Annotated in this window: 11 protein-coding genes; 8 read left to right on the plus strand and 3 right to left on the minus strand. The window is 43.7% G+C overall.

The genetic code is table 11. From position 1 onward, the window contains the following. Window positions 1-20: 20 nt before the first annotated feature. Window positions 21-1,001 (plus strand): phosphate acetyltransferase, encoded by a 981-nt coding sequence (gene pta, locus MHB50_RS00330; RefSeq protein WP_339161027.1) that lies wholly within the window; start codon window positions 21-23, stop codon window positions 999-1,001. A 31-nt stretch (window positions 1,002-1,032) separates the two neighbouring features. Beyond that, the gene (locus MHB50_RS00335; RefSeq protein ID WP_339161030.1) at window positions 1,033-1,872 is read left to right on the plus strand and encodes a lipoate--protein ligase family protein; all 840 of its coding nucleotides are present in this window, start codon (window positions 1,033-1,035) and stop codon (window positions 1,870-1,872) included. A gap of 391 nt (window positions 1,873-2,263) precedes the next feature. On the opposite strand, the gene MHB50_RS00340 is transcribed toward MHB50_RS00335, so the two are convergent. Continuing rightward, entirely contained in the window at window positions 2,264-2,983 is a 720-nt protein-coding gene (locus tag MHB50_RS00340) for an RsfA family transcriptional regulator (protein ID WP_339161032.1), read from the minus strand. Between the two features lie 1,069 nt (window positions 2,984-4,052). Here MHB50_RS00340 and MHB50_RS00345 point away from each other — a divergent pair. Next, the gene (locus MHB50_RS00345; protein ID WP_339165551.1) at window positions 4,053-5,354 is read left to right on the plus strand and encodes an HD domain-containing protein; all 1,302 of its coding nucleotides are present in this window, start codon (window positions 4,053-4,055) and stop codon (window positions 5,352-5,354) included. A gap of 60 nt (window positions 5,355-5,414) precedes the next feature. Further along, window positions 5,415-5,924 (plus strand): YwgA family protein, encoded by a 510-nt coding sequence (locus tag MHB50_RS00350; protein WP_205178882.1) that lies wholly within the window; start codon window positions 5,415-5,417, stop codon window positions 5,922-5,924. 88 nt (window positions 5,925-6,012) lie between these two features. Here the strand turns inward: MHB50_RS00350 and MHB50_RS00355 are convergent, their stop codons facing one another. Further along, window positions 6,013-6,198: a 2-hydroxymuconate tautomerase gene (locus tag MHB50_RS00355; protein WP_077109666.1), complete on the minus strand. Its 186-nt coding sequence runs from the start codon at window positions 6,196-6,198 to the stop codon at window positions 6,013-6,015. Between the two features lie 145 nt (window positions 6,199-6,343). Between MHB50_RS00355 and MHB50_RS00360 the strand changes: the two genes are divergently transcribed. Continuing rightward, window positions 6,344-6,997 (plus strand): site-2 protease family protein, encoded by a 654-nt coding sequence (locus MHB50_RS00360; protein ID WP_205178884.1) that lies wholly within the window; start codon window positions 6,344-6,346, stop codon window positions 6,995-6,997. 23 nt (window positions 6,998-7,020) lie between these two features. Beyond that, a complete protein-coding gene (locus MHB50_RS00365; RefSeq protein ID WP_077109664.1) occupies window positions 7,021-7,530 on the plus strand; it encodes a YwhD family protein in 510 nt (169 codons plus the stop codon). 763 nt (window positions 7,531-8,293) lie between these two features. Here the strand turns inward: MHB50_RS00365 and MHB50_RS00370 are convergent. Further along, entirely contained in the window at window positions 8,294-8,704 is a 411-nt protein-coding gene (locus MHB50_RS00370) for a VOC family protein (RefSeq protein WP_077109663.1), read from the minus strand. 100 nt (window positions 8,705-8,804) lie between these two features. Between MHB50_RS00370 and MHB50_RS00375 the strand changes: the two genes are divergently transcribed. Together MHB50_RS00375 and MHB50_RS00380 are read left to right on the plus strand one after the other, a co-directional pair. Beyond that, window positions 8,805-10,532: an ABC transporter ATP-binding protein gene (locus MHB50_RS00375; RefSeq protein ID WP_077109662.1), complete on the plus strand. Its 1,728-nt coding sequence runs from the start codon at window positions 8,805-8,807 to the stop codon at window positions 10,530-10,532. A 56-nt stretch (window positions 10,533-10,588) separates the two neighbouring features. Further along, a complete protein-coding gene (locus tag MHB50_RS00380; RefSeq protein ID WP_077109734.1) occupies window positions 10,589-12,355 on the plus strand; it encodes an ABC transporter ATP-binding protein in 1,767 nt (588 codons plus the stop codon). The last annotated feature ends 148 nt before the right edge of the window (window positions 12,356-12,503 follow it).

Below are 12,503 nucleotides of genomic sequence, written 5' to 3' on the forward strand. Positions count from 1 at the left end.
ATTCTCTTGGAGGGATAAATATGGAATCTTTATTTAATGAATTACGATTGAAAGCGGCCGGATGGGATAAAAAAATTGTTTTTCCGGAATCAACGGATCCGCGAATTTTGGCTGCGGCTGGTCGATTGGCAAGGGATAAGCTGCTTACACCTGTGTTAATCGGCGATAGGGAAGAGATTGCAAGCTGTGCCCAAAAATTAGATGTTTCCCTGCGGGAAATGGAAATATACGAACCACAAAACGCTGCCGACATGGATGAAATGATCGGCGCACTGGTGGAACGCAGAAAAGGAAAGTTGACGGAATCAGAGGCAGCGGATGTTTTGCTCAATGTGAACTATTTTGGAACGATGCTCGTTTATTTAAATAAAGCCCATGGCTTAGTGAGCGGCGCAACACATTCTACCGCCGACACGGTTCGGCCCGCACTTCAAATCATTAAAACAAGAGAAGGGGTCGGCAAGGTTTCCGGAGCATTTCTCATGATGAGGGATGAAGAAAAATATATCTTTGCCGATTGTGCGATCAATATTGACCCAACCAGCCGGGAGCTGGCGGAAATAGCAGTAGAAAGTGCCAAAACGGCCCAAATGTTTGATGTAGATCCCCGTGTCGCCGTCCTCAGCTTCTCAACGAAAGGATCGGCTCACTCCGAAGAAACCGAAAAAGCGGCAGAGGCGGTTCGTCTGGCTAAAAGCATGGACCCCGATCTTGTCATCGACGGTGAATTTCAATTCGATGCCGCTTTCGTACCGGCTGTAGCGGCTAAAAAAGCACCAGATTCGGTTATTCAAGGGGATGCGAACGTTTTTATTTTTCCGAGCCTGGAGGCGGGGAATATTGGCTACAAAATGGCGGAACGGCTTGGAGGCTTTGCGGCAGTTGGTCCAATCCTCCAAGGACTAAATGCCCCCGTGAACGACCTTTCCCGAGGATGCAGCGAAGAGGACGTATTTAGACTTGCGCTCATAACAGCCGCCCAATCAGCAGGGCAAACGTAATGGCATCAAGAGAGACAAGAGGAGAGAACTGATGGGAGAACATAAGTCTTTATTATACCAAGATCAATGGCGTTTCATTGATCAATCGGGGCTCGCCCCCCATTTTAACGCATTGGATTCGTTTGCGATTGATGATACCCTTTGCCAGTCGGTAGGTAGCGGAAATTCTCCGCCAGTTGTCAGAACATGGGTACATGATGATACAGTCGTGTTGGGGATTCAAGATACGAAGCTTCCACATCTTGAAGAGGGGCTGCGGTTTTTGCAAGAAAAAAATATAAAATGGATCGTGCGTAATTCAGGCGGATTGGCTGTGTTACTTGATGAGGGGGTACTGAATATATCTCTCATTATTCCGGATACAGAACGCGGCATTGACATTAATCGCGGATATGATGCCATGTGGGAGCTTGTTAAAATGATGTTCCACGAGTATTCATGCCGGATTGAGACAGGGGAAATCGTCGGCTCTTATTGTCCGGGAAGCTACGATTTAAGTATACGGGGGAAAAAATTTGCCGGTATTTCCCAGCGGAGAATCCGAAATGGTGTCGCTGTTCAAGTGTATTTGTGTGTTTCGGGCAGCGGCTCGAAACGGGCGCAGTTATTACAGGAGTTTTATACGCATGCAAAATTCAATGAATCAATGAAATATACGTTTCCGGCGGTTGAGCCAAGTGTCATGGCTTCTTTGTCCGAGTTGTTGAATCAGAGGCTTACAATAACAGACGCTATGCAACTGTTATTAACCACGTTAAAGAGGACGAGCGGTCAAATTTTTATGAGCAGCCTTCAAGGGAAAGAGCTGGAGTGGTATCCTCATTATTTTGAGCGGATGCAAGACAGAAACAAGAAATTTATGGGGGCATAAAGAGAAGGAGTTTACGATTGCCTAAAATGCGCTTTTAGGCAAGGTAAGTAAAGTTTAAAAGGAGACGACAATTTCCAATCCTGCGGGACAATCGAGAGTACGAATAGAGATGGATAGTGGCCATCTACCGCTTCAATAACGACCATGTGCTGTTTCTTCAAACTCTATGTCGCTCATTAAAATAAAAAGCTTCTCTTTTTCCTGCAAGCTAAAGAGACTGGTACATAAGCAAATACGAAATAGCAAAAACCGAACAATTCATTTAAAATTGTTCGGTTTATTTGTGTTAAAAAAAACCCTATCACCGCTACGTCAACATATTTCGCTTTCCGCGGTATCACTTCAGTTCAACTTGTACGTAAATGGAGCAAGGTATTTGCTTATGCGAGTATTACTCTGCTAGTTTCTCCAGATTGCCGTTTCGGTCCATTTTAAAGGTAGTGGCCGAGCGATCATCCTCGTCAAACAGGACAAGCTTCCTTGCGCGGTTCAAAATTTTCATCAATGTCTCATAATCTTCCTGCATTGTTACAGATGTGTTCTCCAGTTCTTCCACTTTTTGTGCCAGCTCTTTATTTTCGGCCTTTAGATCGTTCAATTCTCTTTTTAATCTCTCATTCTCACTTCTTACAATTTCAACATGAAATTCCGAATGATGGAGTTGCTGTAAATAGGCGATCACGTTGCCGAGATTTAATTCATTGCCCAGTGGGGTTGTCTGATCGTTTGATATCGTTTGGTCCTTAGTAACTTTTGATGCAGGTGTACCGATTATCTCCGTTCCTGCGCTTTGATCCGTCACCGGAGCTTGGATATCTTCCAAAGAAGGAACCGGCGGCTGATACAAAAGCTTTTTCTTTCCTCCCTGCTCTTTTCCTAACAGTCTTTGTCGTTGTTTTCGTTGTTTTTTGGCCAAATCAAGTGCTTTTTCATATTGTTGGCGGACAACAGCATTCCACCGGAATCCGCAGGCCGCGGATGTTCGATTTAATTTGTCCCCAACTTCTTCAAAAGCATTTAATTGTGTACTGCCTTCACGGACATGTCGAAGAACGGTCTCAGCCAAAAGCAAATCATTTTCTTCTGTCCAGGCATCTTGACGTGTTTTCATTATAACCAACTCCCTTTGAACTTTTTTGGTTAGTTAAAGCATGTACAAGAAAAATGGTTTTTATACCAAAATCGCAAAATAATAATAGTTTTTGATGAGACGTTCCAATTTAATCTTGCTTTCTTGTATAGAAGAAAAAATACGTTGCTTGGGAAAAAGCGCCTTTTTGGCGTCCGTAGGAAAGGACGTCTGGAAGGGCAAGGGGAAGCGACATGAAAATCGCCATTTAAGCTGGTCGAGGGAAAGGAAGTCTAAAAAAGGCAAGCGGTAGGGAAGTCGCCAGCTTGATTCTGCTGCGGGTAAAGAAGTCCGAGTGCAGGTGAAAAGAGAAGGAAGCCGCGCTTGAGTCAGCCGCTGGAAAGGACGTTTCGAGTGCAGGTGAAAAGAGAAGGAAGTCGTACTTAAGCCTGCCGCGGGAAAGGAAGTCCGAGTGCAGGTGAAAAGAGAAGGAAGTCGTACTTAAGCCTGCCGCGGGAAAGGAAGTCCGAGTGCAGGTGAAAAGAGAAAGAAGTCGTACTTAAGCCTGCCGCTGGAAAGGACGTTTCGAGTACCAGTAAAAAACAAGGAGGTTCCCGCTTAAGCCTGCCAAGTACAAGGCAAGCCGCCACCACAAGAAAGGATTCGTCAGCATCTCATCGCAGGAAGAACAAGCGCTGGTTTCGAGGACGTCGCCTAGTGCCTGCTATTCAGGGAAGTGCAAAGCGCTCGGGACAATTAGCATGATTACGCACAAAGAATGAACGCAGGCTTCGAGAAGGATGTGACGAAGAAATGATAGCCCCGGTTCCCATGGCTGACTTATCTTTATGCCCTGAGTATCACTGATCCCATCATGAAATAGTGTTAACCCGCTGAAGAAACTGCACGAGTTTCACACCCACTTTCCTGTTTTAGACTTGCCTTGGTGCGGGGATTGATAAGTGTGGCTTAGTCCAGAGGTGAATGTGGAAGGAGCTTGCGCTTGGCTATTCTTTTATAAAAAGGTGAATTTTTCGGTAGCCGGGTGTTCTTTCTTTACTTGTCGAAAACCGCTATAATAAAAACATGATAGATAGGAAGAGGAGAGCCGATAGTGGATTCCAGCATTAAATTAAGCGAGGAAAAAGTGTTTAAAGATCCCGTTCACGGATACATACATGTCAGGGATAAGCTCATCTGGGATCTGATTGGAACTAGGGAATTTCAGCGGCTGCGCCGTATTAAGCAGCTTGGCACGACTTATCTCACCTTTCACGGGGCTGAGCATAGCCGGTTCAGCCATTCGCTTGGGGTGTATGAAATTGTCAGAAAAATTATTGATGAAGTTTTTGAAGGACGGCCGGAATGGAATGCGGATGAACGTTTGCTGTCACTTTGTGCCGCCTTGCTCCATGATTTAGGACATGGACCTTTTTCTCATTCATTTGAAAAAGTGTTTCGCCTTGATCATGAGAATTTTACAAAACAAATTATCCTCGGAGATACAGAAGTTAACGAGGTACTTACATTTATTAGTGACGACTTCCCGCAAAAAGTAGCTGAAGTTATTCAAAAAACGTATCATGATAAGCTTGTGATCAGTTTGATTTCCAGCCAAATCGATGCAGACCGGATGGATTATTTGCAAAGGGATGCTTATTTTACCGGCGTAAGCTACGGCCACTTTGATATGCAGAGAATCATGCGTGTCATGCGCCCTCGCGAGGATCATGTCGTGTTTAAATGGAGCGGCATGCATGCGGTTGAAGATTATATTATGAGCCGGTACCAAATGTACTGGCAAGTTTACTTTCATCCGGTGACCCGAAGTGCCGAAGTGATTTTAACAAAAATACTCCAAAGGGTAAAAGCACTGTACAAATTGGGGTATTCCTTTAAGAAAGAGCCCTTACACTTTCAATCTTTATTTGAAGAAAAAGTGACACTCGCCGATTACTTAAAGTTGGATGAACCGGTCATCTTGTATTATTTCCACATGTGGGAAGAAGAGGACGACCCTATATTATGTGATTTATGTCACCGCTTTATGAACAGAAATTTGTTTAAATATGTAGAGTTTGATCCGGCCCAACAATATAAGGTGCTACGTGAACTGGAGGATTTATTTCGGGATGCGGGCATTGATCCGGAATATTATTTGGCGATTGATTCATCATCAGATTTGCCTTATGATTTTTACCGTCCGGGAGAGGAAGAAGAGCGCTTGCCGATTCATTTATTGATGCCTAATGGCGAACTTTCCGAGCTTTCCAGGGAATCGGCGATTGTCCAAGCGATTTCGGGAAAAAGGCGGACCGATCATAAATTGTATTATCCCAAAGATTTGCTCCAACGCATGTCTGGGGAAAATAAAAGTGCTGAGCGCATTCTTTCTATCCTGCATAGATTTTAGAATGCAGACAGATACGAATGAACGTATTGGAAAAACTGTAGCGGGGGTTGAACGATATTTATGCTTCACGATCATCAAAAATTAATGGCGGTTTTTGCTAAGGCCGGTGAAATTGTCGGCAGAAAAAAACTGCAAAAAATGATATTTATCGCAAAAAAAATGAATTTTCCCTTTGAAGAAAAGTTTGAGTTTCATTTTTACGGGCCTTATTCTGAAGAATTGACGCTGAGGGTTGAAGAACTTTGCAATTTTGGCTTTATTGAAGAAAAGAAAGAGGATAAGGGAGGATACAGCCAATATCGTTATATGATCACGTCATCGGGTCGTGAATTTTTGGAATCCGAATCGGTCAATATCCCCCTTCTTGAAGAATGTTTGACCGATATGAACGAACAAAGCGCCCGATTCCTCGAGCTTGTTTCGACTATATTATACTTCGAACATCTTCCTAAAAATAAAGTCGCAGAAAAAATTGCCGAGCTAAAAGGAAAACAAAATTACTCCTTGGAAGAGATTGACGAGGCTTATGATTATATACAATCATTGAAAAAGACAGTTTATCCGAATTAACATTCGGAAAGACTGTCTTTTTTTTAGCGTTGGAGGTTACATAAGCAAATAACAAGTACATCTGGGCAGACACTTTCCATTTAAACGATTAAAGGTCGCTGTATCTTTTGCCTCCAACGGCATAATGGTTTTTCGTCATTTCTTCTATTACAATCGTTACGGAATCAGCCGAAGCTCCCGTTGTTTCCGAAATGGCTTCCGTTACTTTTTCCACCAATGCTTTTTTCTGTTCTTCTGTCCGTCCTTCAAACATTTTGATGGTTACCAATGGCATTGTTTGTTCCTCCCCGAAAATATGATTCTTATGAAAAAGTGTATGCTTTTCACTCGCTCCTTTCAAGCAAAGAAACACAATGAATGAGTAAAGTTCATTTATTTTGTATAATATGAACAATAGACTTTAAAAAGGGGCTGGATACGTGGAAAGATTTTTAAGGTTTCCGCTGGAACAAATTCCGATCGTGGCGGCGGTATTGCTCATAGCTTTTACGGTACATGAATTCGCGCATGCCTATACCGCATATAAATTTGGAGATCCGACGGCAAAACAACAGGGCAGACTTACATTGAATCCTATGCACCATCTTGATCCGATAGGGACATTACTTATCTTTATTGCCGGGTTTGGCTGGGCGCGCCCAGTGCCAGTCAACCGCTATTATTTTAAGAATCCCCGGCTTGCGGGCATTATTGTTTCATTGATGGGACCGGTGAGTAATTTTGCCCTTGCTGTTCTCGGGTCTGCCATATTTTTCATATTGATGGTGACGGGTGTTTCTGCGCAACTGCCCATCTTTGTAATCCAATTTTTCAACCTGTTTATTTGGATGAACGTCTTGCTGTTTGTGTTTAATTTACTGCCCCTTCCGCCGCTTGATGGGTATCGTATTGTGCAAGACCTTGTTTCACCGGGCGCAAGAGCAAAAATGACGCAATATGAGCAATACGGTTCAATCATATTTTTAATTTTAGTCATTACTCCACTGTCACATTATACAATTCACCCCATTTTAAACACGGTCGTCCCTTTTTTTGTGAACAGCATACATAATGTATTTGCGCTGTTTTTGTGATAGGGAAAAGGAGGAGTTATGAAATGGAGAAAAAGAGAAAAGTTGAGTTCAATATCATTAAAGATGATCCTACCATGGGACATAAAGGCTTCGGAATCGGTTCGCTCAGCCTGGAAAATATTACACCGATTATGATTGATGTCGAGGAAGAAGAAGTCTGGATTGAGGAGCAGGCAATGCATGCCCGCAGTAAAACGGAACGCGGTGTTAAGTATTTGAAAGACAAAAGCGAGTTCCCCCAAGAGGGAGCAAAGAAATACTGGGTCGTATGGGTCGCCGTGGACATTAAAGAAGAAGGCCCGTATTATGCGGGAGTTACTGCTTGTGAACTGTGGATCAACCGTCCCGCCCGCCGCGGCTATAAATCAATGCCGGAGCATGTCAATCATTTAGATAAAGCAATGAAGGGGAGGGTGATCGTCCACAACATGGATCAACGATCAAGAAAAGTCCTCGCCGACTTTTTGAAAAATCACGATGAGAAAATGTGGCTGAACTCTAGTGAAGAACTAAGAAAAGAATTTGCTAAATAAATGGTCCAATCTTCTATCTTTTTGAACAATCTATGACAGTTAAAAAAAAATGTTATAAGCCAGCTTGCCGATTCATGGGAAAGCAAGTAAACTTAAAGATAGTTTGCACATGGCAAACTGGGACAAAAAAAAGCGCTGGCTAGCGCTTAAAAAAGCTTGGGGCCGCACACCCCAAGCACTTTTTGTTTCAAAATGATAAAAAATGTTCTTTTATATATCTCATTATCTAAAAAACCTAACCGTGACCGAATCTGCCGGACAGGAAGTCCAAGTGCAGGCAAAGCGACAGGACGCGGCCATTTGAGCCAGAGCCGCGAGACAGGACGTCGCCGCCTGAGCCTGCTGCCGGCCTAGGCGCCCTGGTGCGGGCGTGGCAAGCAAGGACAAGAAGAGCTTTGTAAGGTCTTATCATAGTACTAGGGACAGAGAGAGTGGTGAAGATTCGACTAGTATCTGTCCACTCCCGGCTTCACTTTGTACTCTCCGGCAAAGATTATGGGGATGTTTACCTTTTCGGGATAGCTTCACGGAGCTTGCTCGAAGGTAGGTGTGAGAGGATTCAACAATATTCCCGCTATACGCATTCTTTGTCGCGACGTTTCCTTTATCCTTGTGGGAGCAATGCTCGGTCTTTCATACCTATCTCCTCGTTAACATAAGCCAATCCCAGTAGCTGAAAAAACTTCGCTTACGGATTGTCCATGTTTTCGAAGAACTGCTCAAGTCGGTTCAGTATACATCGATAAAAAACAGGGATACATGTTTATGCCTTCGTATAATGGAGATCCCAAATAATGCCGAATGGGTCTTTTACTTTTGCAAATTTCGCTCCCCAAAAAGTGTCCTGCAGTTTCATGGAAATGGATCCTTTTTCAATCAACCGCTGATAAATCGTTTCGATCTCTTTCTCACTTTGTAATTCGAGTGTTAACGAAACTTGGTTGCCAGAGATTATATGATTTTCCGGCAAAGTATCCGATACCATCAAAATAAGATTGCCTTTTTGAAACTTCGCATGAATGACTCTTTCCTCAGCTTCTGGAGGGGACGGAAAATCTGCTTCGCCAAAGGTCATGATTTCTACTATCTCACCATCGAAAACATCCTTATAATATTCCAGTGCTTCTTTCGCATTTCCACCAAATGTAAAATAAGGAGTTGCCTGATACTTCACTTTTCTTCACTCCAATCAAAGTTTTGATTCTCAGTCTTTTTCATTATAAACTGAAAAAGTCTCATTACTAGCATCTTTTCATCTTGAACAGGAATAGGGAGTGATCACCTTGCTAGCTCATATAAAAAAGTATTATGTACAAATTTCCTTAGTCGTACTGCTTACACTTGGAGCTATTATGTTGGAGCTTCTGCTGCCGACACTCATGGCTAATGTCGTCGATATTGGAATTGTAAAAGGTGATATTCCTTACATCTTAAAAACCGGGGGCCTTATGGTCATTTGTGCATTGGCAGCTGTTTTGCTCATGACGGGGGTTTCATTTTTTGCATCACGGACAGCCCTTGGTTTTGCAAGAGATGTCAGGCGGGACTTGTTTGTCACCGTCGAAAATTTTTCTGTCCAGACGTTTGAAAAAATCGGAACAGCTTCCTTAATTACAAGATCAACGAACGATGTGAAGCAAGTTCAAGATGTATTAAATATGGTTTTGCGCATGATGACACGCGCTCCTCTTATGCTCGTTGGAGGAATTGTTTTGGCGGTTGCGAGGGAGCCGGGCCTTTCGGTTGTTTTTCTCGGTTCACTGCCGATTTTGGCGTTGCTGATTTTTTTCATATCCAGAAAAGCCATTCCGTTATTTGCAGCGTTGCAAAAAAAGACAGATAAACTGAATCTCGTTGTCAGACAAAGCCTGACGGGGGTCAGGGTCATCCGGGCTTTTAACAATGTTGAACATGAGAAGCAGCGGTTTCATGCCGCGAATGAAGATTTTCGAGATACCGGGATTCGAGTCAATAAAATGATGGCCGTTCTTTTTCCGGTCATGATGATTGTTATGAATTTCACGAGCATCGCGATCGTCTGGTTCGGTGCTGTCAGGATTGACCAGGGCCTCATGCAAGTTGGAAATTTAATGGCCTTTTTACAGTACGCCATGATGATTTTAATGTCATTAATTATGCTTTCTTTTGGCTTCATCATGATTCCCCGGGCGCAAGCTTCTTTAAAGAGGATCAATGAAGTACTCCTTATGGAAAATGATATTTTGGACCCGGAAACACCGAGAACCAGGAGAAACCTAAACGGAGTCATCACATGTAAAGACGTCTCGTTTCGGTACGCCGGAGCCGAAAAACCCGTATTAAAAAATGTATCATTTGAGGCCAAGCCCGGTGAAACGACGGCAATTATTGGAAGCACGGGTTCGGGAAAATCAACACTTCTGAAACTCATACCAAGACTTTATGATGTTGAAGAAGGCACTGTCTCGATTGATGGGGAGGATGTCCGGAACATCTCCCAGCAAGAGTTGAGGAAGAGGATCGGTTATGTGCCCCAAAAAGCGATGTTATTCAGCGGCACAGTGGCAGACAATTTGCGCTATGGGAAGGAAGATGCGACCGATCAGGAAATGTGGGAAGCGCTAGATATCGCGCAAGCTTCCGGATTTATAAAAGAAAAAAATGAAGGATTACATTTGTATGTCGAGCAGGGGGGAGCGAATTTTTCAGGTGGACAAAAGCAGCGGCTTTCGATTGCGCGGGCCATTGTTAGAAGACCTGACATTTATTTATTTGATGATAGCTTTTCAGCACTAGATTTTAAAACGGATGCAAAATTGCGGAGTGAACTTTTCAACATTGCGAAAGAGGCTACGATCATCATTGTCGCCCAGCGTGTCAATACGATCATCCATGCAGATCAAATCATTGTGTTAAATGAAGGGGAAATAGCAGGCATTGGAACACATAAGGAGCTGTTTGCAGAAAATCAAGTTTATCAGGAAATTGTATTATCCCAACAAGCCGGGGAGGAAGGGGCATGAGTAAACAAAGCAGGCGCCCGAGCTTCCGTCCAGGGCCGGGTGGCCCGCGACATGGGATGGCCCCGGGTGAAAAACCTAAGGAATTTAAAAAAACATTGAAAAGGTTGCTGTTTTATTTAAAACCAAGAAAGGTTCAACTGACTTTCGTAACTATAGCAGCCATTTTTTCAACATTGTTTAACGTCATTACACCAAAGTTGTTGGGGGATGCGACGACTTCCATTTTTGCGAGTGTTACAGGCGGTACGGGAATTGACTTTCCTTTCTTAAAGCAATTGCTCATGCTGTTGCTTGGTTTATATGTTATTTCTTCCCTCTTTACTTATTTACAGCAATATTTAATGGCTGGGGTCTCCCAGAAAACGACGGCTGATCTCAGAAAAGCCGTAAATGAAAAGCTCACCCGCTTGCCGCTCCGTTACTATGACCGGCATCCGCATGGTGATATTTTAAGCCGTGCTATCAATGATATTGACAATATTAACAACGCCATTCAACAGGCGCTTTCGCAAATGATTACCTCGTTCATCAGCATTGCGGGAATCATGATCATGATGTTGGTGATTAGTCCGACATTGACCCTTGTGATTTTGATTACTTTTCCATTGAGTGTCCTTGTCATCAGGTTGATTGCCTCCTTCTCCCAGAAGCATTTCGTTGGGCAGCAGATGGAACTGGGAAAAATCAACGGGCACATTGAAGAAATGTTCTCAGGCCACCAGGTGGTTAAGGCGTTTGGACATGAAAAAAGAGCGATAAAAGAATTTGATGAAGTGAATGAACGGCTTTACGAGTCCGGCTGGCGCGCTCAGTTTATAAGCGGGATCATGATGCCGATGATGTCATTTGTCGGGAACTTGGGATTTGTCTTTGTAAGTATTTGTGGAGGTCTTCTTGTTTTGAACGGGAGCATTCGCATCGGGGATGTGCAAGCTTTTATTCAATATTCACAGCAACTTTCGCATCCGATGACACAGGCTGCGGGAATCGCCAATATGGTGCAAACGGCAGTCGCTTCGGCAGAACGGATTTTTATATTGTTGGATGAACCGGAGGAAAAACAGGAAGTGCCGGTGAATAAGGATCTTGGTAAAGTTCAAGGTAAAATTACTTTTGAGCATGTTCGCTTTGGTTATGAAGAAGGGGAACCGATTATCAAAGATTTAAACCTGGAAGTGGAACCTGGCCAAAAGATTGCCATCGTTGGACCTACAGGTGCCGGCAAAACAACAATTATCAATTTGTTAATGAGATTTTATGAGGTTGATAGCGGAAGCATCTGGATAGATGATATGGATATTCGCGATCTTACGCGTGAACAAGTCCGATCGCTGTTTGGCATGGTGCTTCAGGATACGTGGCTTTTTAACGGAACAATCCGGGACAATATTGCATATGGGCGTAATGGCGCGGCAGATCGAGACATTATCCAGGCTGCCAAGAGCGCTTATGCCGACGACTTTATCCGGACATTGCCCGATGGGTATGATACGGTTCTGGAGGAGGATGCCTCGAATATTTCACAGGGCCAGCGCCAGCTCATTACGATTGCGCGGGCCATTTTGGCCGACCCGAAAATGTTGATTCTCGATGAGGCGACAAGCAGTGTCGATACGAGGACAGAAATGAATATTCAGCGGGCGATGAATCAATTGATGTCAGGCCGCACAAGCTTCATCATCGCCCACAGGCTGTCAACGATACGTGACGCTGATGTAATCCTCGTGATGAATCGGGGCGACATTATCGAAAAAGGGACACATACAGAACTGATGGAACAAAACGGATTTTATACGGATCTGTATAAAAGCCAATTTGCATAGCCGATTTCTGATGCCAACATGAGAAAGCGGAATGCCTAAGGGATAAATTGGCCGAGCCGCTCCCCATTTTCGGTTGAGCGGGCCCGTCCAGGGAGGAAACCGCAAATCTGATCATGACTCCGGGCAGATCGTGCCCGTTTACCAGAGA

It is taken from the genome of Siminovitchia sp. FSL H7-0308 (assembly GCF_037980985.1).
GTDB lineage: Bacteria > Bacillota > Bacilli > Bacillales > Bacillaceae_C > Siminovitchia > Siminovitchia thermophila.

Coding starts and splice junctions, on each gene's coding strand:
- pta (WP_339161027.1), top strand. CDS start 21: ATGGAATCTTTATTTAATGAATTACGATTGAAAGCGGCCGGATGGGAT.
- MHB50_RS00340 (WP_339161032.1), bottom strand. CDS start 2,983: ATGAAAACACGTCAAGATGCCTGGACAGAAGAAAATGATTTGCTTTTG.
- MHB50_RS00350 (WP_205178882.1), top strand. CDS start 5,415: ATGCTTCACGATCATCAAAAATTAATGGCGGTTTTTGCTAAGGCCGGT.
- MHB50_RS00335 (WP_339161030.1), top strand. CDS start 1,033: ATGGGAGAACATAAGTCTTTATTATACCAAGATCAATGGCGTTTCATT.
- MHB50_RS00355 (WP_077109666.1), bottom strand. CDS start 6,198: ATGCCATTGGTAACCATCAAAATGTTTGAAGGACGGACAGAAGAACAG.
- MHB50_RS00365 (WP_077109664.1), top strand. CDS start 7,021: ATGGAGAAAAAGAGAAAAGTTGAGTTCAATATCATTAAAGATGATCCT.
- MHB50_RS00380 (WP_077109734.1), top strand. CDS start 10,589: ATGGCCCCGGGTGAAAAACCTAAGGAATTTAAAAAAACATTGAAAAGG.